This window comes from Pacificoceanicola algae (assembly GCF_049341065.1).
GTDB lineage: Bacteria > Pseudomonadota > Alphaproteobacteria > Rhodobacterales > Rhodobacteraceae > Pacificoceanicola.
On the sequence record NZ_JBMPIX010000016.1, the window covers coordinates 1 to 25,179 of the forward strand.

Here is a 25,179-nt window from a genome sequence, read left to right on the forward strand (position 1 = left end):
GATCATGGCTGCGCCATGACCCTGCCGGGCAGTGCATGCGGCGCAAATGACGAATTCCTCCTCGCTGCAACCGCCCAAAACCTCCGGAAACTGGCCAAGACCCTTCCTGCACCGCAGCAACCGCGAAAAGCCTGACAGGAAAGGCGCTCGCGCCACGTTCAGCCGTCGATATTCTGCGCCAGCGAACGGGTGTTTTTCCACGGAATCGGCGGACAACGGACTTTCGCCGCAGTTGCGGTAGATAATTGGGTCAACGGCGAAAGCCGACATTCAAACGTTCAAGGATCAGGAGTTTGTTCTGCTGTGGGGAAGCTGGCTGTGAGAACGGTTTGCCCAATGCTTACAAATGCGAGAAGTCGAGCTTGGAAGGGGGCGATCTTTGGGCCCCCTACAGCGTGTATTAACAACATCGTCCAGAGCCATGCCGCAGTATCGTCAATCCGGCCGGTCCCTCAATGACGAGTGCCCAACAAAATAAGACGCATATCTACTTTGGCACGCTTGCTTTCCAACGCGCGGTCGCACAGACCCTGCCGGTCGATCGCGATGACAAGGGACGCTGAAAATTGGCTGGCCGCTCGCTTATCAAACCGCTCGATGGGCGCACGGATGGAAGTGGCCGCGATGCATGGGTGCCCACGCGAGGCAACACCGCTGAATTCTGCTCAACTTTTCAAGAAAAAGTCGATGTCGACTTACGCTCGTGCAATCCAAATAGGCGAAACTGAACACTAAACGTGGCGCATGGCACACCTGAGAAGCCCATTCACCGCAAGGCAGAGAATAGAGAATGATGGATGCTGTAGGGACCGCAATTATCCGGTTTTCCTGGTCGGCGCCTATTGGTGGCCGGGCCGGAAGGCATGTGTGCATCGCAGCCGGATGTGATGGCGACGGGGCGGCATGAGCACCACCTTTGACGTCTTCTTTCTTGGCAATATCGCCGATCTCGATCCAACCGAGGGCAATAGTGCCGCAGAAAATGCGGGCACGATTGTCGGCTCTACCTTTGGGTCGGCAGGCGACCCGCTTTATGACCACATCCAAAGCCTTTCACCGGGGACGGCGGGATTTTCCGGTGGGAATACATCCGGCTACGATACAGACAACCTCGTTACAAACGATCAGTTCAGAATAGACGGCGGCGCGGACCAGACCTTTGACAGCACCGTCATTTACAACGCGACCATCACCTATTTCGATGGCACAACGGCCACGATCACGGCCACCCTGATTCAGGACACGGCCGGCAATCTCTACCTGCTTCCCGAAACCGCCGCCGGTGCGGAGCAGGACGCGCTCGAGGCGGCGTCAATCCGATCCCTGACGCTTGACAGCGTCAACGCAACCCCAACCTGGGCATTTGCTGACCGCTTTGATGGCGATTTCGTCGAGGTTGTCGACGGCACCGCTGGCGACGACGCAATGGGCAGCGGCGATAGCGATTCCAATGGCGACCAGATTGATGGCGCCGATGGCGACAAAGACCTGATTGATACCGGGGCTGGCAACGATACGGTAAGTGCGGGCGCTGGCGATGACACCGTCTACGGCGGGACTGGTAACGATGTCATTGGTGTCTTTGGACCGGGCGACGCCGGAAATGACGTCATGTACGGTGGCGACGGGGACGACACCATCGTTGGCGGCGACGGCAACGATACGGTGTACGGCGATGCCGGAAACGATAACCTGTCCGGTGGTGCTGGGTCAGATACGCTCTATGGCGGTGATGGCGGTGATGTCTTTGCGATAACGGACGACCACAATACCGATGTCATAACTGGTGGCGAGGGCGGCAATGATTTTGACGCCATTGCTTTCAGCAATTTCCTCTCAACACAGGGCGTTACGGTCACGTTCAGTGGCCCCTCGGCGGGGGGTTATGACTATGGCGGGGGCTTTGCCTCTGGCACGTTCACAGAGATCGAGGCGATCTGGTCGACAGGCTACGCCGATTTCATCAATGGCGCGTCGGATACGCTGGGACTTTTCATTGGCGGCTTTGCTGGCGACGATACGCTCACTGGCGGCTCCGGCGTGGATTACATCTGGGGCGGCATCGGCAATGATGTGATCGACGGCGGCGGCGGCTCTGATAACCTGAGCGGCGAAGCGGGCGCAGACGCGATCACCGGCGGGGTCGGTGCGGACACCCTTGACGGTGGCACGGGCGCCGACACCCTGAGCGGTGATGCTGATGCGGATACCTTCCTTCTGGCGGACAGCTTCGGCAACGATAGCATCCTTGGTGGCGAAGGCGTCTCGACCGGAACCGACAGCGATACCATCGACGGCAGCGCCGTCACCACGAACATGTCCGTCAGCTTCAGCGCGGATGAAGTGGGCACAATCGTCTCCGGCGCGGATACGATCACCTTTTCGGAAATCGAGAACGTGTTCACCGGCAGCGGCAATGACACGCTCGACGCCAGCGCCGATGGCGTGGGCATCGGGCTGTTCGGCAACGAAGGCACCGACACGATTACAGGTGGCAGCGGTGCGGACTACATCGACGGCGGGGCCGACGACGACAGCCTGATTGGCGGGGATGGCGACGACACGATGGAGGGAGGAGCCGGGAACGACACCATAGCGGGTGGGCTCGGCGATGACAGCATCTCCGGTGGTGCCGGCAATGACGACCTACACGGGTTTGATGGCAATGACGTCATAGATGCCGGAGCTGGGGACGACACGATCCGTGCCGGATTTCATACTGGTCCAGGCGACACTTATATCGGTGGCACCGGCATCGATGTCATGCAGATCGAGGCTGAGGAAACGGATGTTCTTGGGTACGCATACGATCTTAACCTGACCACTGGCACTGACCAGTATGGCAACACCTATTCAGGCATCGAAAACGTCAACTCTGGCGGCGGCGATGATACTCTGACGGGCGACACCGAAGATAACGTGCTTTCGGGCGGCGATGGCGCAGACACAATCTTTGGCGGCATCGGTGACGACACACTCATCGGTGGTTCGGGCAATGACGCCGTTACCGGCGGTGCGGGGGACGACACGTTTACCTACACCCCCGGCGACGGTGCTGACACGATCAGCGATTTCAACGCCGGCAATACTGGCACGCTCTCAGACAGCGACGCCACCAACAATGACTTTCTGGACCTGAGCGCCTTCTACGACGACATCTGGGAACTGCATGCAGATCAGGCCGACGACGGCGTGCTCAATCAGTCGAATGACGGCGTGGGAGACGTCGACTATTCCGACAACACTCAGTTCGCGCCCGGCGATAGCCTGACCTTAACCGGAGCGGCCGCCGATGGCAGCAGCTTTACCGTCGAGAACACCGGCGTCGCGTGTTTCGTGCGCGGCACCCGCATCCGGACCCCGGACGGTGAGGTCGAGATCCAGAAACTGCAGGCAGGCGACACGATCCTCACACAAGACAACGGCCCGCAAAAGATCCGCTGGATCGGGTCTTCGCGGGTACCGCGAAGTGACAGGCTGCGACCGATCCGGATCGCGCGCGGTGCGCTCGGCGACGCAATCCCGAACCGAACGCTCTTCGTCTCGCCACAGCACCGCATGCTGATCCGCTCGGACATCGCCTGGCGCATGACCGGCATGCCCGAGGTCTTCGTCGCCGCCAAGAAACTGATCGACATGCGCGGCATCCACGCCGACACGCGCGAGGGCCACGTGCGCTATTTTCACATTCTCTGCGACAGCCATGAGATCGTGTTCGCCAATGGCGCCCCGGCCGAAACCCTACTGCCCGGCCCACAGGCCCAACAGATGATGGGTTCCGATGCCTGGCGCGAAATCACCGCGATTTTCCCCGGGATCGGCGACCGCCTGGCCGGAATGATACCCGCCCGTCCCGTGATCTGCGGCAAACAAAAAGCCAACCTCACCCGCCGCCATCGCCGCAACGGCGTGGTATTGGTCCAACCGGTTTCAAAGTACCAACAAATCGATTTTACGCGATTTGCGTCCGACTGGGGCCGCCGCACAAAGCGATAGCTGGGGTGGGACCGCCGTTGTTGCAGAAGCGCTTCACACGCTTGTCCCGGCGGAAGGTAAGAGTCCAAGCGAACCTCTTCGTCCGCGGGCCCTCTGGGCGAAATACCAGGCAGTTAAACGCCTCCAGCGATAAGCTGACACCGGCAATTGCATCCGAACTGGGCAATGGTCCGCATCTTCCCAATTCGCGGCCGGCTCGATTTCGCACCTGCAGCGAAAGTCCGGAATGACGGGCCGCACCGCAGCGTTAGCAAGGTCGTGCGAAAGGTAGCAAAGGGCCGAACGAGTATGAATTTACCCTAATGTATTGGCGCTACGCGGCAATATACAAGGAATATGTCTACGATACAGCCCTCAAACAGGGGGCTGTATGCAACGCTTACGGTTGAACTTATATCGCTCGTTGCGAGTCTTCGTTCCTTAGACCTTTCGCGTCTTCATACTGCGTCCGATGTGCCAAGTGTGATTGGCACCTCAGTTGGCACAATGGTTGGCACACCGCCAGACCGCCAAAGCCCTGTTTTTCTAAAGATTTTGATTTCCATGGGAAGAAAGTGGTGCTGCTGGAGAGAATTGAACTCTCGACCTCTCCCTTACCAAGGGGCGGGCCTACGGTTTCCCACGGTATCCGTCAGGCTCCGCGCATAGCCTAAACCCCTATCTTTGCAGGCACTTGGACGCTATAGTCGGCTCCGATGGTATCGGCCCGTAAAGCCGAATAGCCCCCTAGTCCGTTACCCGAGCGTTACCCCGGAGCCGCATATGAAGAAGAAGCTGACAGAGATGGCCGTGTCCAAGATCGCACCAGAAGCGGGGCGACGGCTGGAGGTGTTCGACACGCTGACGCCGGGCCTCGCCCTGCGCGTGACAGAGCGCGGCAAAAAGAGCTGGTCGGTGATGTATCGGGTCGCGGGCCGGGGCGCAGGCGGCAACCGAGGGACGCTGCGCCGGATGACCCTCGGGGCCTATCCCCTGATCGACCTCAAGGCGGCGCGTGAGCGGGCGCGGGCCGCAATCGACCTTGCCGACCGGGGCGACGACCCAGCGGACAAGCGCAAGGATGAAATGCGCCAGAAGGGTGAGCGGGTGTTCGAGGTCATCTGCGCCCGGTTCATCGAGCTTCACGCAAAGGCCCACACCGTCAAGTGGCGCGACACTGAGCGGCTTCTGGACACCTACGCCGTCCCGGCTTGGCGGGGCAGGCCCATCGACCAGATCGACCGGGCGGCGGCGCACGAGCTGCTGGACGACATTGCGTTGGAACACGGGACCGGCGCGGCGCGCGAGGTCCGCAAGCACATCACCAAGCTGTTCAACTGGGCGGTGGACCGGGGACTTTTGGCCGCGAGCCCGGTGGCCGGGATGCGCCGTCCCGAGCTGGGATACACGCCGCGAGAGAGGGTGCTGTCGATGGACGAGCTGCGCGCCGTCTGGGCGGCGGCGGGCAAGATGGGATACCCGTTCGGGCCGATGGTGCGGCTGCTGATCCTGACTGCGCAGCGCCGGGCGGAGGTAGCCAACCTAGAGCGCGGCTGGCTGCTGCCCGACCAGCAGGCATTCGAGGTCCCGGCCAGCCACTACAAGACCGACCGCCCGCAGGTGGTGCCGCTGTCGGCCCCGGCGCTGGCCGTTGTCGAGGGCCTGCCCAAGTGGAACAGCGGGGACTTCATGCTGTCTACCACGGCGGGCAAGCGGCCCGTCTCCGGCTTCTCCAAGGCAAAGGCCCGGCTGGACAAGCTGTCGGAGGTGGAGGGCTGGACCTTGCACGACCTGCGCCGCTCCGCCGCAACGCACATGGCGCGCCTCGGGGTGGCGCAGGAACACATTGAGCGCGTCCTGGGCCACGCTATCGAGGGCGTGGCAGGAACCTACAACCGATACAGCTACCTGCCGGAGAAGCGGGCGGCTCTAGACGCATGGGGGCAAGAATGGAATTGACTGACGAGGAATTGGCCCGTGTGCGTGAAGCCTATGACCGGGTTGCCCAGATGGCAGTCTGGGAGGGCTATGCCGACGACAAGGCCCGGGGCGAGCGGCCCGCGCTGATGCGCCTGATGAAGGCGTGGAACAAGCTCGACATTGAAGAGCGGGCGGCGGTGTCGCTTGAGCTTGCGCAGATGGTCTCACCCGATGCCGACCCGCACGACCTTGACGTTGGGCTGGCGGCAACGCGGGCGGCTGAATACGGGCGAGGCCGCGCCGGGGCGAAGGTCCGTGCGCCGGGTTTCCGCGAGGCAGTGCGTGAGGCGGCGCAGGTCTGGGTTGACCGGGGCAACGAATGGAGCCGGGGCAACATCCACCGCAACACTAACCGCTATGAGCCATACCAGATGCTGGCATTCGTAGTGAACGCCGTGACCTGCGCCCTGCCACCCCATGCCATTGCCCGGGCCACCTTGGGCAACCCCCCGAGCCCTGAGGAGGTCATGGCAGCGGTAGACAGCCAGCTCCGCTCGTAGCGGCTATGTCGGTCGGAAACGCCCCTGAATGGCGCGACCGACTGCGTGGGTAGGCCCCCGTAGTCTCTCCCCAGATGAAGCCATATCCGGGGATAAACCGATGCCTGAGACCGACACACTGCTGACGATAGAGGAGGTTGCCGTGCGCACCCGCCTCTCCAAGCCCACCATCTACAAGCTGATCCGGCAGGGGGACTTCCCACGCCAGCTCCGCCTCTGCGCCAACAAGGTCGCATGGCTTGAGCGCGAGGTAGGCGACTGGGTTGCCGCCCGAGCTGAGGCGAGGACCACGGGATGAAGGGGGCGGAAAGGAACGCCCCCGGCGCGGGAAAGCAGGCCGGGGGCGAAGGAGAGGACAGGACCCATCATCAAAACCCTGATGCCAAGAGTATAGCTGGGAACGCCTCACCGACCGACCAGAAAGAATTGTTAGACGCCGCGCGCGGATACCTAGCGCGGGGAATGACGCCAATCCGGCTGGGGCCGGGGAGCAAGGTTCCGCCGGGCAAGCATGACCCGAACACCGTCAGCAGCGACAACGCTGCGAAGTTGCTGAATATGGGCGGCTTCAACCTCGGGCTCCGGTTGGGGCCGGACCACGGCGGTCTGGTGGACTTCGACCTTGACTGGCCGGAGGCGCGGCGGCTTGCGGAGCTGAACCTGTTTGCGCTGGCCCGGTTCGGGCGGTTCGGCGCACCCGGCTCGCACCGGCTGGTCCTCTGCCCAGAATTGAAGGGCATCAAGAAGTACGACATCCCCGAGCTGAAGGGCATGGACGGGCTGCCCGAAGAACACGCCACATGCGTATTGGAGGTCCGGGCAAACGGCCACACGATGGCACCGCCGTCGATCCACCCCGGCGGTGAGGCAGTGGCTTGGGAGAACGACCGGACGCCGCCACGCTGGGAGGCCGCGCTTGTGCTGTCATCGGCGGGCCTGCTGGCCTTCTTGTCGGTGGTGGCGCGGTTCTACCCTGCGCAGGGCTCGCGTGATGATTTCTGTATGGCGCTCGCTGGCGCGCTATTGTCGGCTGGGCTCCCCACGGAGGATGCGGACAGGTGCATCGTAGCGGTTGCCGAGGCGGCAGGCGACGAGGAGGCAGGCAAGCGCCGCAAGGCAGGCCAGACCGCCGCGAAGATGGAAGATGGCGAGGCCGCGACGGGCATCCCGCGGGTGGTCGAGATGCTGTGCCTGCCCGAGCCTGTCGGCAAGCGTTTCCGGCTCTGGCTGGGCATGTCTGGGCGCGAGGACGAGCGGACCCGGGTGGAGTTATCGGAGAACCGGCTGCATGAGACGCAGGACGCGGCGGAGGCCGCGATGATGGCCGCCGGGCTACCGGTCTACCAGCAGATGGGGCGGCTGGTCCGCGCCGTCAGGCTCGACGTGTCCGAGCTAGATGGCGACGTGGTGCGGCAGGAGGGGGCGCTTGTCGTCCGCGACGTGCAGCCCCACAGCCTGCGGGACCTGATGACCCGCGTGGCCAACTTCGTGAAGGTGGTCGAGACAGAGGAAGGGACCAAAGACAAACCCGTTGGCCCGCCGGTTTCACTGTCGCTGGCCTACATCCAGCGGGTGCGCGAGGGCGACGGGCGGCTGCCCGTCTTGCGCGGCATCGTGGAATGCCCGACGCTCCGAGCCGATGGGACAGTGCTGGCGCAGGAGGGGTATGACGCGGCCTCCGGCCTGATATTGGACACCGGCGGCGCGACCTTCGACGCCGTTCCTGATGCGCCGACGCAAGAGGATGCGGTTGCGGCGCTGGCAAAGCTCAAGTGGATCATCGAAGGCTTCCCGTTCGTGGAGGACGGTGACGGGCGCTCGCCGTCGCGCTCTGTGGCCCTGTCCGCGATGCTGACGGCGGTGTGCCGCCGGTCCCTGCGCACGGCCCCGATGCACGGCTTCACGGCCCCGACCATGGGGACCGGAAAGAGTCTGCTGACCGACGCAGTGGCGCTGCTGGCGATGGGCCGCGCCGCGACCGTGCTGAACCAGTCGGGCGACGGGGACGGGGAGGAGGAGCGCAAGCGCCTCATGTCGGTCTTGATGCAGAGCGATCCCGTGGTGGTGATCGACAACGTGGACCGCCCGATGGGAGGCGCGCGCATGTGTTCGATCCTGACGCAGGAGACGTGGCAGGACCGGATGCTGGGCGGCAACGACCAAGGCCATGTCTCGACGCGGACGCTTTGGCTGGCCAACGGCAACAACCTTGAGTTCCGGGAGGACATGAGCCGCCGCGCGATCCTCTGCACCATGGACGCAGGAATGGAGCGGCCTGCCGAGCGGAAGTTTGAAGTTGACCTCAAAGTGGAGGTGTCGAGGCGGCGGCATGAGCTGGTCCCGGCGGCGTTGACGGTCCTGCGCGCTTTCATCGTTGCCGGACGCCCCGGGCTGGAAGAGCTGACGCCGTTCGGCGGCTTCGAGGACTGGTCCAATCTCGTGCGCGGCGCGCTGGTCTGGGCAGGCGAGCCCGACCCGCACGACACGCAGGCCGATGTGGCTGCTGTCGATTCAGTCCGTGAGGAGCTTTCGAGCCTGATCGAGGCATGGGAGCAGACGATTGACCTCGGCATGGTGGTGACGGCGGGCGAGTTGGTTCGGAAGGCGGGCGAGGAGGCCGCTGGTGGCCCCGGGCGCGATGGGCTGATGCTGGCGCTTGATGCCGCCTGTCCGAGGGGCGCAAGCCCGAAGGCCGTGGCGCGGTATCTGAAACGGGTGAAGGGCCGGATCGTGCGTGGCCGCAAGATCGTGGCTTTCCAAGGGGAGAACAACGCCCTCGCTTACAAGCTGGTGCAGGTGTTGCAGTGATCGCCGCCGGGCATTCAGGGCTTTCGGGGCTTCTTTCCCCCCAGCCGCGCGCGGCGGTCCGTTCCAACCGTATCCGGAGGGCTCCGCCGGGCTGCGTTCTTCGCGGATACCGGCCTTTACTGTTCCTTTCTGTGAATCTTCCGCGCCGGGGGAGAAGAACCCCTGAAAACCCTGAATGCCCTGAGATGGATGAATGACCCACTGGGAAAACACCGAACCGCGCGCTGTGCGCCGCATAAAAAGGAGACTGTAAATGACACCGACTGAATTGGCCGACTGCTATCTGGCGGAGAAACACCCCGAGGGGCTGCACTTCACCAAAAGGGCCTTCTACCCCGCGTCCGGCGGTAAGCTCTGGCCGGGCGACGTGCACAATGAGCCCTGTGACCTGATGGAGGGTCTGTCACACGCATGGACCGCGCGCGAGATGGAAGGCCAGCACCGGAAGATCCGGGCCGCTGTCCGCCTCCTCGGCAAGCAGAACGCCACGCCTCCGCGCCCGATGAGTGGCGATGCGCTTGCGGCATGGCTGGACAGCTTCCATCGGTTCGTGGAGGTCAAGAACCGGCATGAGGTGTCGCGCGACCTGCCGCTTTTGAACGGGGGCAACTGGGCAGAGGCGTATCCGGTGCACCACACCGAGCGCCCCCGTGGAATGTCATTTGTCCCGCGCCATGCGGCAGGCGAGGCGGTTCTGCGGGTGCGCAACTATGATCCGTTCGCGGCGGGATGGAGCTTCTGTTACCGCGTGATCCAGCCGGGCGCAGTGACACGGGCCTTCTGGCGCGGGCTCGCCCCCGACGCCACGGAACCGATGCCACAGGGCCTTGACCGTCCGCTTGATGGCGCGGGCGGCTCTTGGAACCAGCGCCTTGCGCGATGGGTGCCAGACCGGCCTGAAATCGCGGCGCGCTGACCCCCACCCGCAAAGGGTCTGCCGGTCTGCCGCCATGTCGGCCCATCTTCGCTGGCGTCCCGGCGGCTCCGCTTTCCACACCTGTATCCGTTCGGTTTGCGGGTAGACCGCCCCATATCGTTCACGGTATGTTCTGCCTCAGGTTGAGCGAAGAAATGGAGCAACAACAATGCACTGTCAGACCAATCCGCGCCGCGCCGCGATCTACGCCCGGGTATCGACCGGCCAACAGGACACCGAGAACCAGCTAGGGGTGCTCAGGGACACGGCAGAACGTGCGGGCTGGGGGATAGTCCATGAATACCGCGAGACGGCATCCGGTGCCACCGCCCGCCGCCCCGAGCTGGACAGGATGCTGGCCGACGCCGCGCGCCGCCGCTTCGATGTGGTGATGGTTTGGGACATATCGCGTCTGGGTCGGTCCCTCCGCGACCTCCTGAACACCTTTGAGACGCTGCGCGCCGTGAAGGTGGACCTGATGATCCAGCAGCAGGGGATCGACACCGCTACCCCCTTGGGCGAGGCCATGATGCAGATGAGCGGCATCTTCGCCCAGTTTGAGCGGACCATGATTGTCGAGCGCACCAAGGCCGGGATGGAGCGCGCCCGCGCGAAGGGCAAGCGCATCGGTAGGCCCCCGGCGGGCGAGGCCATCGTGGCATCCATCCGCGCCCTGCGCGCCAAGGGTCGCGGGATGGACGCAATCGCCAAGGAATTGAAATGCGGCAAGTCGCTTAGCCTGCGCGTCTGCCAAAAATACGACCGTGAACAGACGGAGGCGAACGCCCCATGACCGACGAACAAAATGACGACCTGCCCGCGCGCCTTGTCTCGCCCGGCCCCGGCGGCGAAGGTCGCACCCGCTGGGAGGTGACGGCCAAGGGACTGGCGATCATAGAGGAGCTGGCCGGGCGCGGCTGCCACCTCACAACCATCGCGCAGGTGTTGGGGATGCACGTCGCCACGCTGCGCGAGGTCCGAAAGCGCGACCCCGAGGTTGACGAGGCTTACCAGCGCGGCCTCGCCCGAGAGCATGACCAGCTTGTTGGAAACCTGCGGACACTTGCAGATGAAGGCAACGTGGTGGCGAACATCTTCCTCCTCAAGGCCAAGCACGGGTTCAAAGAAGGGGAAGCACAGGCCAACCTGAGCCTGAGCGTCAACACTGGCGGGGTATTGGTGGTGCCACAGAAACAGAGCGTTGAGGACTTCCTCAGGGATGCCGAGATGCGAGACGTGACCCCCAGAATTGCGCGTGATGAATGACTATTTCTTCTTGGGTCGCGGCCTCGCCCAGAGGCGCTTGCCAGTAACTTTCATGCAATGCGAGTTGACCACACCGCCGGTCTTTGGGACGAGTATTTGAACGAATTCAAAATAGTCCGTCACGTTCTGCTTGGTGACGCTGGTTTCATGTTTCCCCCTGTGAGCTATTGCTCCTCGGAGGGTGACATACTTATCTAATTTTTCAGAAGCGCGGGCGGATTTCATTTTGTTGGGCCAATGCCAATTTCCTGACATTTTCTCGATGCCCACTGCGGCTTTGAATAGGTCATTGATCTGATCTGTCTTTGGGGTGTTTAGGCGGCGATCACGTTCCTTTTTCAAATCCTCAAGGTGGCCTGACAGGTAGTCTCGCCATCCATCGTCAGCGACCTTCCAAATCTCCAACTCGTGCTTTTCCGCTTTCAACTTCTTGGCGATCTGCTTCTTCAGTTCATCCGGCAAAGCATCGGCGGATTTGGCGTGCTTCACTATGTGCTCTAACCCTTCTGCTGCGATGTCTTCACAGTACGCCTCCCAGAATGCGGTCATCAGAACAATTGCGGACTTGTTCAGGACCTCTAGGCCATACCTGCGCCCGGGGGCCGTTCCGCCGACATCCTCGTGCAACTTCAACAGGCGCTGAATATCCTTTGCGTTCTTGTCGAATGCCGCTCTTGCTTTGCTTGCCATTACACAGACCTCTCTTTTCGCAATCCTATGGCAAGCGCTATTGCTTGAACAACAATCCTTTCCAGTCGCCTCTCAGACCAGCGGCGCGGTATTCTCTGGGCGAAGGGACGGCAATGGAGCCGCCCACGGCATGAGGAGCCCGACAATGGCAGACCCCGCCCCATCACTCCCCCTAGACATCCCTGACAAGCCCATCCTGTCCACGGCTGAGGTGGTCAGCCTCGCTGAGGTCGCGGCCCGCCGTGCTGAGAAGTTCGGGACGCTGATCGACACGCTGGACGCTGGCGTTGCCAAGCGTGCGGCAGATGCCGCTGAGAGCCTCTCCCGGGCGGGCTTCCAACCCAAGGACCAGCAGACGGCGGCTGACAAGGCGGCGGCCATCGCCCGCCGCGAAGTCGTCACCAACTCCTCCGATGCCCGCTGGGCTCACCTCAAGGAGTTGAGCGCGGCGTCTGACAGCCTCGCCACCACGGCCCAGCTCTGGGCCTCGCCCGTGACCGTCCTAGCCCGCGCTGGCCTCGGGACGCCGGAGCGCTCTGCATATCAACAGCAGCTTGACGGCTCGGGCGTCGTGGACCTGAAGAACGCCGCGCTGCTGGCGGTCGCCACGAACAACAAGGCTCTGGGCGCGGCCATCGTCTCAATCATCGACCGGATGCCCGCGCGGTCCCGCCCGTTCAGCGCTCAGGACCTTGCCGACAAGCTGGTAGGTGAGGAGACGCGCAGCGTCCAAGCCGCCATCGCCGCCGTGAAGCTGGCGGCCCAGCGCGCGATCAACCGCAACCGCGAGTATGAGGCCGGGCGCGTTCGCCCGATGGACCGCGTGAAGCTCGCTCTCAACAAAAAGGATGCCAACTGATGCCCCTCTACCTCGTCACCCGCCCCAAGGGCGCTGCCCACCTCAAGAACCCCTCCGCAATCCACTCCGCTCTCGTGAACGCGGCGGACGGCCCGGCGGCGGTCCTTGCCGCAGACGCCCTCACGCCGCACCTGAACACCCCTTTCGCGGGCTTCGACACAACGCAGGTCGCGGCCACGGCGGCGGGCGGCTTTGTCCCCTGCGTGTTCCAGGGCGATGCCTTGGGCGCAACCTACACCGGCCCGGGGCGCGGCGCGTGAAGATGGACGCAGACCGGCTGACAGACGCCTACGGGCAGTTGTTCCCCCGGCGTCTCCAACTGGCGCACCTCGCGCTGGTGGCCCACGCGGAGGAGGCGAGCGCAGACGGCTGGGCCACGCCCGATATGGTTGTCCAGTTCTCGCGCCTCTACCGCGTTCCCCGCGCCCGGTTAGGGGCCTTGGTTGGGCTCCTCTGTCAGCGATACCCGGGGACCCGGCGCGACGTGTGGACAGATGCCGTCCGCGACCCTGAGCGGGCCACGCCGCATTTGATCCAGCAGCACGACCGCGCCGTGCGTGTTGCGCTTGGCTGGTGCCTGTTCGCCCGCGACCTCTGGCTGCCACGCCCCGTCCTGCACTGACCCGTAAACCGACCGTTTCCGGCGGTGGTCCGGCTGGCCTTCCTTGGACCCACAGAAACAGGGCCGCGCGGCGATAGTCCGGCGCGGCCCTTTTCGGGTGAGGTCAGCACCTGTCGAAGGTGACGGTCAGTGAGAGCCCCAAATGATTGGTCGGAATGTCTAGGGCCACGAAGGGCAGCGAGTGGTTGACGGCCCACGTAAGGACCTCAGCAGCATGGTGAATCTTCTCCAGCACGTCATCACTCAGAAGCGGGCGCTCCCTCGGGATGATGTAGGGGTTGACCACCACTCGCTTCCTGCCCCGGCGCTCCTCCAAACTGGCCCAGCCGGTCCCCCCGAGAAGCCGCCTCGCCGCCGCCAGCGTCTCCGCCGCGCCGACGATCTCCGCCAGCGTCGGCTTCTGTTCCGGCAGGACTGCCTCCGAAATCAATTCTTGTTTCTGTTTCACGTCTGTCTCTCCTTTTCCATCCGGCTCCATCGGCCAGTGGTTGAGAAGTGACACACCGCGCGCCCTGCGTCGGTCGCGCCAATCGCGCGCTGAATCGGCGGGGATTAGTGCGACAGTGTCAGGCGGCAGCCTCGCCCTTGGCAGCCATGAGCCGCATCAGGTGGTCGCCAACGGCCTTGCCCAAGAGGGGCGGGACCGCGTTGCCGACCTGCACATACTGTTCTGTCTTCGACCCGGCAAACTCAAACCAGTCGGGGAAGGCTTGCAGCCGCGCGGCCTCGCGCACCGATATGGCGCGGTCCTGATCCGGGTGGATGTATGCCCCCCAGTGGATGTCGCACTTGGTAAGGACCGTGCAGGACAGCCCGTCCCACGTCATTCGCCCGTAACGCTTGGTGTGGTCCGACCGCTTGGCCCGCTTCATGCCCTCGGGCAGCAGGTCATGCGGAATGTCGCGCCAGCTCCCGCCGGGCGGGATGAAGGGCAGCCGGTCCATGTTCACCTTGCCGAGCCTCGGGGCCGCATGGTTGCCCACGGTGGTCGCGTTGCCGCGCATCCGTCGCTGGTATTTGGTCGGCTTGCCGTCAGCGTAGGCGACCCGGCCCGGGTCCTCGCCGTTGTTGAGCGGTGGCAGGTCCCCGATTGCGTCCCTGATCTTGGTGAACGGGTCCGCGCGGCCCGGCCCGTGCGTGGGCTCCGGGTGCGAGATTGGCGCACCAACGCGGTTTCCGATGAACACGACGCGCCGCCGCTCCTGCGGCACCCCGTAGTCCTCCGCCCGCAGCACCGCGTCCTCAACCGCATAGCCCAGTGCGGCAAACTCAGCCTTGATTGCCCGGACGGCTTCCCCGTTGGCGATGGAGTAGATGCCCGTGACGTTCTCCATCACGATCCACTCGGGCCGCAGGCCATCGACAATCCGCAGGTATTGCTTGAACAGGGAGGCCCGGGCGTCGTGCATCCCGCGCTGATGGTTGTAGACCGAATAGGCCTGACAGGGCGGGCCACCGACCAGCACCGACAGCTCGCCCTTGCGCAGCCCTGTGACCTCCATCAGGCGCTCAACGGAAAGCTCCTCAATCGGCCCGGGGATAAACTTCGCCCTCGGGTGCGTGGCCTCAAAGGTCCGGCCAGCCGCGTCAAAGAGGTCATTGCCCGCCAGCACGGTGAAGCCTGCCATCTCAAGCCCGGCGGACAGGCCGCCAGCCCCGCAAAACAAGTCTATCGCCGTGTATGTCATCGGGCTCGCCTCCGCTTTTGTTCTCATTTTGTCCCAGACTTACCTTACAGGGGGTTAACTGGGCAACTTCTATTTCTGGGCCTTCGCCGTGATCCGCGCCTCAAACTCGCCCTGTGACACGGGGACGCCACCCGTCAGCCCGAGGGTTGCGCTCTCAAGCGTGGTGTAAAACTCCTCCACGACCTCAAGCTGGAACGGCGCGCCGGGTGCGGCCTGCTTGAAGTCAACGAGGAACCAGACAATGTCGGCATTCGAGAGGTGCGGGACCCGCTCCATCTTGCCCATGGAGTAGAAGAACGGGGCGTCAACGACCACGGCCATCTTCTTGCCCCAGCGCCGGAGGGTCGGAACCTTGGTCAGGAGCTGCGGCATCAGGCGCTTGACCCCGCTGCTGCGGTAGTCCGGGCGGCGCTTCTCTTGGGCCATCGACAGCTTGCCCTGCGTCAGCTTGAGGTGGTCAAACTCAATGCTCATCTTCTTGCCGGAAAAGTAGACGGCCTGCACCTCCACGGCCACCCAGTTCATCGGTGCGCCGTCCGCGCTGTTCGACTTCACGAGGATCATGTCGATGCGGCCCACGTCCTCGCCCGGGTCACTGTCGAGGTTGCCGGTTGATTCGAGGAAGCCCACTTCACCGGCGCGCAGGGGCGACGGGTCCGCAAGAAGGCTCTCACCGATCTTGTCGAAGGCCGTGCCGTGCTGATGGAAGCGCCAAGGGCAGAGGGCGCGCAGCCGCCCGCGTTCCCCGTCTATCGGCGCGATGCTCCCGGCTTCCTCGTGGTAGATGCGGATTGAGCAGACGCCGCCGGGCTTGGTGCAGGTCGGGTGCGGGCTGTCGGTGCGGAACGGACACGGCAGCTCCTCCGCCTGCTGCTGGGCCAGCTTGTCGCGCAGCACGTTGAGCCGGTCGGCCTCTTTGGGCTTAATCGTCCCGAGGGCGTCCTTCTCCTCAAGGGCAACCATCCGGGCCAACTCCGCCTTCGACATTGCCGAGCCGCCCACGTCATGCCCGGCCAGCCTCACGCGGTCCCAGTCGCCTAGGTCCTTGAATGGGTGTCCATACCACTCCGCAATGTGAAACCGCTCTTCTGCCAATGGGTTGCCTCCGCGCCTTGCGGTGCATTGGACAACTTCCACAACATGTAGTCAATGATTCACCGGGCGCTGAAATCCGCCGGGTAATGCTGGGGTAACGCGGACATGGGGCCGGAGTGATCCGGTAAGTGCTTGATTTGTAGAGGGAGATGGTGCTGTGAGAGAGGATTGAACTCTCGACCTCACCCTTACCAAGGGTGTGCTCTACCACTGAGCTACCACAGCATCTCGTTTTCCAGATAGCTACCCCGGGCGTTACCCCGGGTCAAGCGGGCTCTGGAAAAGCCCTTTAGTTTCAGCCGCCCTGCCGCCTAGAGCTTCCCCTTACCAAGGGAGTGCTCTACCTCTGAGCTACAGCAGCGCCGTCGTCGAAACGTGGGCGGTGATTAGCCCCAAAACTTTTCGGGTGCAAGCGTAAACTGGACCCTTTTTTGTACCTGGGTTACAGAGTGCTTATGCAACGCAAATCAACACCCGAAAAAACGCCCATGAAAGACCGCGACGCACGCCTCAAGGCGGCGCTCAAGGCGAATCTGGCACGGCGCAAGGCGCAGACCAAGGCACGCTCGGGGGCGGATAAATGCGAAACAGAACAGAGCAGCGGTAACAAGGACTGACAGGCATGGATTCGATTTTGGTGACGGGCAACGGCCCGCTGAACGGGGAAATCCCCATCGCGGGTGCGAAAAATGCCTGTCTGACCCTCATGCCAGCAACGCTTTTGTCTGACGAACCGCTGACGCTGACCAATGCGCCGCGCTTGTCGGATATCAAAACCATGACCGCACTGCTGCAATCGCTGGGCGCCGAGGTGCAGTCTTTGCAGGACGGTCAAGTGCTGGCGATGAGCAGCCATGACCTGAACAACCTTCACGCTGACTATGACATCGTGCGCAAAATGCGCGCCTCGATCTTGGTTCTAGGGCCGATGCTGGCCCGTGCGGGGCAGGCGGTTGTGTCCTTGCCCGGTGGCTGTGCCATCGGTGCGCGCCCCGTGGATCTGCATCTCAAGGCGCTTGAAGCTATGGGCGCCGATCTGGAACTGCGCGATGGCTATGTGCACGCCAAGGCGCCTTCGGGCGGGCTCAAGGGCGCGGTTGTCGAATTTCCCTTTGTCTCGGTTGGGGCCACTGAGAACGCCTTGATGGCGGCGACGCTGGCCAAAGGGACAACGGTGCTCAAGAATGCCGCGCGCGAGCCCGAGATCGTCGATCTGGCACAATGCCTCAGGGCGATGGGCGCGCAGATCGACGGTGAGGGGACAAGCACCATCACCATTCAAGGCGTCGATCGCCTGGGCGGTGCGACGCACCGCGTGGTCACCGACCGGATCGAGCTGGGCACCTATATGCTGGCGCCAGCGATTTGCGGCGGTGAGGTGACCTGTCTCGGCGGCAAGCTGAGCCTTGTCGAAGCTTTCTGCGAACGTCTCGACGCGGCGGGTATCTCGGTGGAAGAAACCGACAAGGGCCTGAAGGTATCGCGCAAAGGCGATCGTATCCGCGCCGTTGACGTCATAACCGAGCCATACCCCGGTTTCCCGACCGATTTGCAGGCGCAGATGATGGCACTGCTTTGCACCGCCGAGGGCACAAGCGAGTTGGAAGAGAAGATCTTTGAGAACCGCTTTATGCATGCGCCGGAACTGATCCGCATGGGTGCGAATATCGAGGTGCACGGCGGCATGGCAAAAGTACATGGTGTTGAACGGCTGAAAGGCGCGCCGGTGATGGCGACCGACCTGCGGGCCTCGGTTTCACTGATCCTTGCCGGGCTTGCTGCCGAAGGGGAAACGGTGGTCAGCCGGGTCTATCACCTTGATCGCGGCTATGAACACGTGGTGCGCAAGCTGTCTTCGGTTGGCGCCAAGATTGAACGGGTCAAAGGCGAATGAGCGAAGATGCACGCTTTGAAGATGGCGGCGAACGCCCCCTGAACCTCGGCGCTTTTGACGCCGATGATTTGCAGGTGATTTCTGCGCTTGTGCAGGACGCGGTCTTGCCGGTGACGGAAATCAAGTGGCAACCCAACCAAAGACGGTTGGGTTTGCTGCTGAACCGTGTCCGCTGGGAGGACGTGGACGCCGCCAAAAAGCGGGGCCGCCCGGTCGAGCGCGTGCAGGCGCTATTGGTGATCGAAGGCGTGCTTGGCATGGCCAGTCAGGGCGTGGATCGCAGCGACAAGGATATGATCCTGTCGGTGCTGTCGGTCACCTTCGAAGAGGGCGAAGCGCCCTCCGGTCATGTGGTTCTGACGCTGGCGGGCGATGGCGCGATCCGCGCGCAAGTCGAAGCGCTGGAGTTGACCTTGCGCGATGTGACCCGGCCTTACGTCGCGCCATCTGGTAAGACGCCGGACCACGGCTGAGGCGTCTGACCCGCGCGATGCCCGGGTAACCTTACAGGTCAATCTCGATCACACCGTCTGGCTGCGCCGCGCGGCTTTGGCACAGGATGATCCGTGTTTCGCGCTGGGCCTTGGACAGTACGAAATCGCGATGCTCTACCTCGCCGGAAACCAAGCCGCATTGGCAGACCCCGCAGATTCCGTCGCTGCATTTCACGTCCACATGGATGCCCGCGCGGGCAAGTGCGTCTGCCCCGGTTTCTTCTTCAGAAACAATGATCTCCCGCCCGTCCTTCAAGCGAAGGGTGAACAGATGGTTAATGTATTCCGGCAACTCGGGGACCGAGAAGAATTCGAAATGGCGGGCCTCGTCCGGGAAACCGGCCCCCTCAGCGGCGTCCAGAACCGCGTTCATGTAGATCTCGGGGCCGCAGGTATAAACATGGGCGCCGGGCGTGTACTTGAGCGCGCTGGCAAGATCGCAGCGCGTGCCTTCGTCTGAAACATGCAGCATGACATTGGCTGACCACGGCATCTTAAACAATTCGTTAAGGAAACCGGCGGAGGCTTTTGATTTCACGGAATAATGCAGCGTGAAGGGGCGCCCCAGCGCGTGCAGACGATGGGCCATGGCAATCATCGGTGTCACGCCGATCCCGCCCGCCATCAGATAGCTGTGGGTCGCATCTTCGACCAAGGGGAAATGGTTGATCGGCTTGGAGATGAACACCTTGCGCCCTTCGCTGAAAATCCGGTGCAGCAGTTTCGAGCCGCCGCGGCCTTCGTCTTCGCGCAGGACGGCGATCTGGTATTTTGACCGATCCGCCGGATCGCCGGACATCGAATACTGCCGCAGGAATTCGGGCGCCACGACGATGTCGATATGGGCACCCGCCGTCCATTCCGGCAAAGGGCTGCCGTCGATTGACGTAAATTCGTACTTTGTCAGGCCGGGGGCCATCTCTTCGGCTTTGCTCACCTGAACACGCAGCACGGGGCTGTCCTCGGCGGCGGCGTATTTGTGCAAAACGCTGGCATCCCCGGCGTCGCGTCGCCGCTGGTATTCCTGCGCGGTGACCATGGCCTGATAGGCTTCGATCCCGGCTTCGCGGTCCATCGGAAAGGGATAGGGCCAAGGATGCGGGGCAAGCGGCGCGGGGTATACGGCCAGTGTCTGATCTTCGTATTTCAGATCCAGATCCTTTTGCAGGCCGCGTTCGTTCAAAGGTTTGTCCGTGGGGCGATAGGCGCCGTCCGGTTGCAGTTCCAGATCCCACCACCATTTCTTGACCGGGTTCAGGCTGCCCCGGTTCGCGGCGTCGTCCAGTTTCGCCAGAAGCGGGGCCGCGCCGGGCATGTTCATCGCGGCCCAGCGGAAGGGCGCTTCGGCGAACAGCCCTTCAAGGTTCCAAGGGCAGGTCTTCATGCAGCGCCCGCACATGGCGCCGCCTTCGGTGGTGATCCGGTAGGTGGCGCATTTCTGGCTGTCGCTTTTCCAGATTTCATAGCCGTTGAACATCAGCTTTGGCCCGGCGGTGATCGCCCCCGAGGGGCATTCGCGGGCGCATTTGTTGCAGGCCTCGCAAAAGGCCTGAAGTCCAAAGTCGATGGGGCGATCGTGCGCCAAGGGCATGTCGGTGGTCACAACGCCGGATTTCAAACGCGGGCCAAGGAAGGGGTTGAGGATCACCTCGCCGATGCGGCTGACCTCGCCCATGCCGGACAGCAGCAACAGCGGCGGTTGTAGAACTTCGCCGTCCATCACGGTATGGGCCTTGGCGGAAAAACCCATGCGGCGGATCTGCGCGGCGATCACCCCGCCCAGCAGGGAAAACCGCAGGTAGGCGCGCATGGATTGAGCGACGCTGATCCAGTCGTCGCCGCTGGCGCCTTCCATCGTCTCAAAGCCTTGATCGACGATCATGCTGATGGCGTTGGTGTGGGTCGGGTTGATCGGCTCTCCGGCGGCGTCATGGCTGTACCAGGCCCAATCCGGGCAGCGCGAAATGCCGGCGGCGTCGACGCCCAGAAAATAGCTTGCCGCCTTGATGGCCTCGGCATTGGCCTGCGGGTCAGGGGGACGTGGCGGCGCCAAGGGCTCGCCGCCCTGCAAAAGCACGAAAGCCCCCAAAAGGCGCCGTTGGGCCCCGGAAGGGGCCGCCTTGCGGGCGTAGTAGCCGCCGGTGGCGCCTTTTTGCACGGACTTGCCCATGTCTCCGAACTGGGCGCGGGCAAACATATCGGTGCGCTTGGGCACCCGGGCGACGTTGGGCTCATCGATATAGGTTGTCGGGTTGTCCACCCGTTTCAGCGTTTCGAACGGGTGCGGGCCATCCACGAAGCGCCGTTTTGCAAAGGGATCTTGCGTGCGTGCCGATTTGGCCGCCCGCGTGCCAAACCGCCAGTGAATGCCGGACAGTTCCGCCTGCGGCTGCTGCTCACGCGGGGCAAGAGGCGCGTCGGGCGCGATTGCCAGCGTGGTGGACACCGCCGCCAATCCATAGCGTCGCCCCAGCCAAGGCGCGCTGCCATCGGCAAAGGCCAGCCCCGAGGCGACCGCAAGCCGTGTCAGGTCCAGATCCGAGGTGGTTCCGGTATGCGCCTTGGCATCCCAGCCCAGCAATCGGATATAATTGGCAATAACCGTCGCGGTTTCGGCGGCGCGCAGACAGGCCCGTTCCGCCTGAGCGTCTTTGATGCATGTATAACCCGGCTCGTCCGGGCGGGGATCGCGGGGATATTCATAGGCAAAGACCAGCACATGGCTGTGCGCTTCGATCGAAGCGGGCGGGGCCTGCATAGATTCCTTGAGGTCGGCCATGATCATGTCGATCCCCGCCGCCAAGGTCTTGGTTTGACGGGTTCTCAGCGCCTCAGACAGGGCCTTGATGTCGGGGTTGATGACCGGGGTCTTCAGGCGGACGCCTTCGGGCAGAAGGGCGCAACCAACCATCGAGGCGTCAGAGAAATAGCCAAAGGCCTTGAGATGGTTGGCGCGGTCCTGCAGATCATCGGGGATGGTCGAGCGTTGCTTGTTCACCAGCCCGTCACGGATCGCGTCCATCATCGCCTGATGTTCGGCCATGGCGTTCACAAGGCTGTCCGGATCATCCCGATGAAAACTCAGGGGCTGCCAGCCGGGCAGGGCGTTCAGATCGGGCATGGGGCCGCGTTCAAGGCGCTCCAATGCATAGGGGCCTAGGTGCACCGGACGTGCCCGGTCCGAAAAAATACGCAATGCCATGATCTTCCTCCCGGTGGTGGAGAGTATAGAGAATGCGTCCCTCGGCAAGAGGGGCATTTGCCCATCGTCCCTCAAAGAGTTATGGGCAGGGCAGATAGACAAGGGACGCCCATGACCGACACCCCCCGCCTGATTCTGGGCTCTGGCAGCCCGCGCCGCCGCGAATTGCTGGCACAGCTGGACCTTGCGCCACATGACATCCGCCCGCCTGACATTGACGAAGACCCTCTCGAGGGTGAATTGCCGCGCCCTTATTGTGTGCGCATCGCTCGGGAAAAGGCGCAGGCGATCACTGCCGCACCGGATGAGATTGTGCTGGCGGCGGACACCACCGTGGCGTTGGGCCGCCGTATCCTTGGCAAACCAAAGGACGCAGGCGAGGCGGCTGAGTTTCTGACGATGCTGGCGGGCCGTCGTCACCGGGTGATCACCGCCGTGGCCGTGCGTAGGGGCGACAGGCTGTGGGAACGCGACGTGGTCACACAGGTCAAGATGAAGACCCTCTCGAACGCCGAGCTGAATGCTTATCTCGCCAGTGGTGATTGGCAAGGCAAGGCAGGGGGCTATGGTATCCAGGGCATGGCGGGGGCTTTTATCCCTTGGATCAACGGATCATTTACGGCTGTGGTGGGATTGCCGCTGGCAGAGACAGCGAACCTGCTGCTTGCCGCGGGCTATCCGCTTTATAAGGACAAGACATGAAGGGTTTGACTGTTGCACTGGACCATATCGGAGACCGGGAAGCGGCGGCGCTGATCCGCGATGGCAAACTGGACGATCTGCTGATCGACAGCGATGCGCCGCGGCCGGGAACTTTGTACCGGGGGATTGCCGAGCGTCCCGTCAAAGGGCAGGGCGGGATGTTCCTGCGCACGCCGGACGGCACGGCCTTTCTGCGGCAGGTCAAGGGGCTGACACCGGGGCAGGCGCTGCTGGTGCAGGTCACCGGCTTTGCTGAACCGGGCAAGGCGATCCCGGTCACCCAGCGCCTGTTGTTCAAGTCGCGTTATGCCATCGTCACGGCGGGCAAACCGGGCATCAACGTTTCGCGTCAGATCAAGGACGACGATCTGCGCGACGCGGCGCTTGAGGCCGCGCATGAGGCTTTGGAAAATGCACCGCTGCCGGATGAAGCCGGGCTTATCCTGCGGTCCTCCTGCGCCAATGCCTCGCCGGATGAGATCGCCGAGGATGTCGAGGCCATGGCGCGCCTTGCCGCCCATGTGCTCAGCGACGAAGGCGCAGGCCCCGAAGTGCTGGTCGAAGGAGACGGCCCGCATGCGCTGGCGTGGCGCGAATGGGTCGAAGAGGCCGAAGTCGATTCCGACGATGGCAGTTTCGAACGCCAGGGCGTTGATGAGATGATCGCGGATTTGCGCCGTGCGCGTGTCGCCCTTCCGGGCGGCTACTCGATGATCATCGAGCCGACCTCGGCGCTTGTCGCGGTGGACATCAACACCGGCGGCGATACCTCGCCCGCGGCCGGGCTCAAGGCCAATCTGGCCGCAATGCGTGATCTGCCGCGTCAGTTGCGTTTGCGCGGCCTTGGGGGGCAGATCATCGTTGATCCCGCGCCCTGTCCCAAGAAGGACCGCAAGCAGCTTGAAGGGCTGTTGCGGGCCGGCTTGAAACGCGAGTCGACCGAGTCGATCCTTGCGGGCTGGACGACCCTTGGCCTGATGGAAATCCAGCGCAAAAGAGACCGCCAGCCGCTGAAGGAATTGCTGAAATGAGCTGTCCGATCTGTTCCCGGCCAAGCGACGAGAAATACCGCCCCTTCTGCTCAAAGCGCTGCGCGGATGTAGATCTGGCGAAATGGCTGGGCGGAAGCTATGCGATTCCCTCGGACGATCCCGAGGATATCGAAAAGGCCGCCGAGGAAGCCGCCCTCGCCTTTGAAGACCAACAAAGAAAGCCGCACTGATGTTTTCTGACGATCTATCGGCGCAGGTCCGCGCCCGTTTTGCCCATGTCGAAACCTGCCCCTTTACCGGCCCGCGCATCTTTTTCGAGAACGCCGGCGGCGCGCTGACGCTGAATTCGGTGGTCGAAACCTCGGCGCGTTTTGCCGCGATTCCGGACAATCAGGGGCGGGACAATCCGGCGTCCAAGGCCTTGGTCAAGGTTATCGAGGCTGCGCGTGAAGACGTGCGGACCTTGTTCAACGCGCCGAGCGGCGCCGTGCTCTGGGGCGAAAGCGGGACCGAGCTGTTGTTCCGTCTGGTGCAGGACGCCTGCCTTGGCGCCGAAGCCGGGGGCATCGTTCTTGGATCAACGGTCGAGCATCCGGCCTCGCGCAGCGCCTGCGCCCGTTGGGCTGCCATGACGAAACGCCCGCATGTTCTGGTGCCACATGACGATGAAACCGGTTTGGTGACGGCGCAGGCCTATGCCGATGCCGTCACGCCGGACACCCGCGTGGCGACGATCCTGCACACCTCGCCGGTGACGGGGATGGGCAACGACGTGGCGGCGATTGCGCAGGCGATCCGCGACGTCAGCCCCGAGTGCTTCATCATCGTCGACGGCATCCAGCACGCCTGTCACGGGCAGATCGATGTCAGTGCCGCGCCGATCGATGGCTATGTCATCTCGCCTTACAAGGTGTTCTCGCGGCATGGCTATGGCGTGGCCTGGGCCTCGGACCGGCTGACCATGCTGGCGCATGACGCGCTGGTTGGCGGGCCGGATGGCAATTGGGAATTGGGCACGCGGGACACTGGCGCCTATGCCACGATGTCCGATGTGGTGAATTATTTTGACTGGTTGGGTGCGCAGGTGTCCGACACTACAGATCGCCGGGCGCGGATCGAAGCGGCTGGCGCGGCGATCCATGCCCACGAAAGCGCTCTGACAACGGCGATGCTGGACGGCGTCGGAAACCTGCCGGGATTGTCCGACCTGCCGGACGTGCGGATCGTCGGCGGCGCTGATAATGCGGCGCGCGAAGGGCTGGTCAGCTTCTGGATCGACGCGCGCCCCTCTGGCGAGGTGGTCGAGGCGCTGAATGCGGCGGGCATCCGCACCCATATCCGCAAGTCCGACCACTACTCAGGCAATATTCTTGGACCGCTGGGGCAGGCCGATTGCATCCGCGTCTCGCTGGCGCATTACAACACGCTGGACGAGGTGCGCGCCTTTCTGGCCGTGGTCAAGGATCTGTGACAGGCCGCGCGGCAATCCCGTGCTT

Annotated in this window: 23 protein-coding genes and 1 tRNA gene; 18 read left to right on the plus strand and 6 right to left on the minus strand. The window is 63.3% G+C overall.

All coding sequences use genetic code 11. The features are described from left to right. Positions 1 to 903 precede the first annotated feature (903 nt). The 8 genes from ACOYQJ_RS18580 (at position 904) to ACOYQJ_RS18615 (ending at position 11,445) form a co-directional block, all read left to right on the plus strand. A complete protein-coding gene (locus tag ACOYQJ_RS18580; protein WP_422907501.1) occupies positions 904 to 3,996 on the plus strand; it encodes a Hint domain-containing protein in 3,093 nt (1,030 codons plus the stop codon). A 762-nt stretch (positions 3,997 to 4,758) separates the two neighbouring features. After that, positions 4,759 to 5,934, plus strand: a complete 1,176-nt coding sequence (locus ACOYQJ_RS18585) for a tyrosine-type recombinase/integrase (RefSeq protein ID WP_422907502.1) — start codon at positions 4,759 to 4,761, stop codon at positions 5,932 to 5,934. Continuing rightward, positions 5,925 to 6,455 carry a hypothetical protein gene (locus tag ACOYQJ_RS18590; protein WP_422907503.1) on the plus strand — a complete coding sequence of 177 codons (531 nt, stop codon included), beginning with the start codon at positions 5,925 to 5,927 and terminating at the stop codon, positions 6,453 to 6,455. The genes ACOYQJ_RS18585 and ACOYQJ_RS18590 overlap by 10 nt, the downstream gene beginning before the upstream one ends. A gap of 100 nt (positions 6,456 to 6,555) precedes the next feature. Continuing rightward, positions 6,556 to 6,753 carry a helix-turn-helix transcriptional regulator gene (locus ACOYQJ_RS18595; protein WP_422907504.1) on the plus strand — a complete coding sequence of 66 codons (198 nt, stop codon included), beginning with the start codon at positions 6,556 to 6,558 and terminating at the stop codon, positions 6,751 to 6,753. Beyond that, entirely contained in the window at positions 6,750 to 9,263 is a 2,514-nt protein-coding gene (locus ACOYQJ_RS18600) for a bifunctional DNA primase/polymerase (protein WP_422907505.1), read from the plus strand. The genes ACOYQJ_RS18595 and ACOYQJ_RS18600 overlap by 4 nt, the downstream gene beginning before the upstream one ends. A gap of 253 nt (positions 9,264 to 9,516) precedes the next feature. Next, positions 9,517 to 10,179: a hypothetical protein gene (locus tag ACOYQJ_RS18605; protein ID WP_422907506.1), complete on the plus strand. Its 663-nt coding sequence runs from the start codon at positions 9,517 to 9,519 to the stop codon at positions 10,177 to 10,179. A 169-nt stretch (positions 10,180 to 10,348) separates the two neighbouring features. After that, entirely contained in the window at positions 10,349 to 10,972 is a 624-nt protein-coding gene (locus tag ACOYQJ_RS18610) for a recombinase family protein (protein WP_422907507.1), read from the plus strand. Then, on the plus strand, positions 10,969 to 11,445 hold the full coding sequence (locus ACOYQJ_RS18615) for a hypothetical protein (protein ID WP_422907508.1): 477 nt from the start codon (positions 10,969 to 10,971) through the stop codon (positions 11,443 to 11,445). Before ACOYQJ_RS18610 ends, ACOYQJ_RS18615 begins: the two co-directional genes overlap by 4 nt. Here ACOYQJ_RS18615 and ACOYQJ_RS18620 read toward each other — a convergent pair whose 3' ends face one another. Then, entirely contained in the window at positions 11,446 to 12,135 is a 690-nt protein-coding gene (locus ACOYQJ_RS18620; protein ID WP_422907509.1) for a HEPN domain-containing protein, read from the minus strand. A gap of 130 nt (positions 12,136 to 12,265) precedes the next feature. On the opposite strand from ACOYQJ_RS18620, the gene ACOYQJ_RS18625 reads away from it, so the two are divergent. From ACOYQJ_RS18625 to ACOYQJ_RS18635, 3 genes are all read left to right on the plus strand, one after another. After that, on the plus strand, positions 12,266 to 12,994 hold the full coding sequence (locus tag ACOYQJ_RS18625; RefSeq protein ID WP_422907510.1) for a hypothetical protein: 729 nt from the start codon (positions 12,266 to 12,268) through the stop codon (positions 12,992 to 12,994). Then, positions 12,994 to 13,254 (plus strand): hypothetical protein, encoded by a 261-nt coding sequence (locus ACOYQJ_RS18630; RefSeq protein ID WP_422907511.1) that lies wholly within the window; start codon positions 12,994 to 12,996, stop codon positions 13,252 to 13,254. Before ACOYQJ_RS18625 ends, ACOYQJ_RS18630 begins: the two co-directional genes overlap by 1 nt. 224 nt (positions 13,255 to 13,478) lie before the next feature. Beyond that, a complete protein-coding gene (locus ACOYQJ_RS18635) occupies positions 13,479 to 13,616 on the plus strand; it encodes a hypothetical protein (RefSeq protein ID WP_422907512.1) in 138 nt (45 codons plus the stop codon). Positions 13,617 to 13,719: 103 nt separating this feature from the next. On the opposite strand, the gene ACOYQJ_RS18640 is transcribed toward ACOYQJ_RS18635, so the two are convergent. The 4 genes from ACOYQJ_RS18640 to ACOYQJ_RS18655 all read right to left on the minus strand — a co-directional run bounded on the left by ACOYQJ_RS18640 (position 13,720) and on the right by ACOYQJ_RS18655 (position 16,624). Then, positions 13,720 to 14,064, minus strand: a complete 345-nt coding sequence (locus ACOYQJ_RS18640; protein ID WP_422907513.1) for a hypothetical protein — start codon at positions 14,062 to 14,064, stop codon at positions 13,720 to 13,722. Between the two features lie 118 nt (positions 14,065 to 14,182). Next, on the minus strand, positions 14,183 to 15,304 hold the full coding sequence (locus ACOYQJ_RS18645) for a DNA cytosine methyltransferase (RefSeq protein WP_422907514.1): 1,122 nt from the start codon (positions 15,302 to 15,304) through the stop codon (positions 14,183 to 14,185). Positions 15,305 to 15,373: 69 nt separating this feature from the next. After that, the gene (locus ACOYQJ_RS18650) at positions 15,374 to 16,399 is read right to left on the minus strand and encodes a NotI family restriction endonuclease (protein ID WP_422907515.1); all 1,026 of its coding nucleotides are present in this window, start codon (positions 16,397 to 16,399) and stop codon (positions 15,374 to 15,376) included. A 150-nt stretch (positions 16,400 to 16,549) separates the two neighbouring features. Then, positions 16,550 to 16,624 (minus strand) — tRNA-Thr (locus tag ACOYQJ_RS18655). 263 nt (positions 16,625 to 16,887) lie between these two features. Between ACOYQJ_RS18655 and ACOYQJ_RS18660 the strand changes: the two genes are divergently transcribed. The 3 genes from ACOYQJ_RS18660 to ACOYQJ_RS18670 are packed head-to-tail and all read left to right on the plus strand — an operon-like array spanning position 16,888 to position 18,766. Then, positions 16,888 to 17,016 (plus strand): hypothetical protein, encoded by a 129-nt coding sequence (locus tag ACOYQJ_RS18660; RefSeq protein WP_422907516.1) that lies wholly within the window; start codon positions 16,888 to 16,890, stop codon positions 17,014 to 17,016. A gap of 5 nt (positions 17,017 to 17,021) precedes the next feature. Then, positions 17,022 to 18,293: a UDP-N-acetylglucosamine 1-carboxyvinyltransferase gene (gene murA / locus ACOYQJ_RS18665; RefSeq protein ID WP_422907517.1), complete on the plus strand. Its 1,272-nt coding sequence runs from the start codon at positions 17,022 to 17,024 to the stop codon at positions 18,291 to 18,293. Beyond that, positions 18,290 to 18,766 (plus strand): DUF2948 family protein, encoded by a 477-nt coding sequence (locus ACOYQJ_RS18670; protein ID WP_422907518.1) that lies wholly within the window; start codon positions 18,290 to 18,292, stop codon positions 18,764 to 18,766. Before murA ends, ACOYQJ_RS18670 begins: the two co-directional genes overlap by 4 nt. 31 nt (positions 18,767 to 18,797) lie before the next feature. On the opposite strand, the gene ACOYQJ_RS18675 is transcribed toward ACOYQJ_RS18670, so the two are convergent. Then, positions 18,798 to 21,989: a 2Fe-2S iron-sulfur cluster-binding protein gene (locus tag ACOYQJ_RS18675; protein ID WP_422907519.1), complete on the minus strand. Its 3,192-nt coding sequence runs from the start codon at positions 21,987 to 21,989 to the stop codon at positions 18,798 to 18,800. A gap of 111 nt (positions 21,990 to 22,100) precedes the next feature. Here ACOYQJ_RS18675 and ACOYQJ_RS18680 point away from each other — a divergent pair, with 111 nt between their 5' ends. Genes ACOYQJ_RS18680 through ACOYQJ_RS18695 form a run of 4 tightly spaced genes read left to right on the plus strand, consistent with a single transcriptional unit; the run spans position 22,101 to position 25,154 of the window. Continuing rightward, complete coding sequence (locus ACOYQJ_RS18680; protein ID WP_422907520.1) at positions 22,101 to 22,691, plus strand: Maf family protein; 591 nt, start codon at positions 22,101 to 22,103, stop codon at positions 22,689 to 22,691. Continuing rightward, positions 22,688 to 23,722: a ribonuclease E/G gene (locus tag ACOYQJ_RS18685; protein ID WP_422907521.1), complete on the plus strand. Its 1,035-nt coding sequence runs from the start codon at positions 22,688 to 22,690 to the stop codon at positions 23,720 to 23,722. The genes ACOYQJ_RS18680 and ACOYQJ_RS18685 overlap by 4 nt, the downstream gene beginning before the upstream one ends. After that, positions 23,719 to 23,913, plus strand: a complete 195-nt coding sequence (locus ACOYQJ_RS18690) for a DNA gyrase inhibitor YacG (protein ID WP_422907522.1) — start codon at positions 23,719 to 23,721, stop codon at positions 23,911 to 23,913. The genes ACOYQJ_RS18685 and ACOYQJ_RS18690 overlap by 4 nt, the downstream gene beginning before the upstream one ends. Next, entirely contained in the window at positions 23,913 to 25,154 is a 1,242-nt protein-coding gene (locus ACOYQJ_RS18695; RefSeq protein ID WP_422907523.1) for an aminotransferase class V-fold PLP-dependent enzyme, read from the plus strand. The genes ACOYQJ_RS18690 and ACOYQJ_RS18695 overlap by 1 nt, the downstream gene beginning before the upstream one ends. Positions 25,155 to 25,179: the final 25 nt, after the last annotated feature.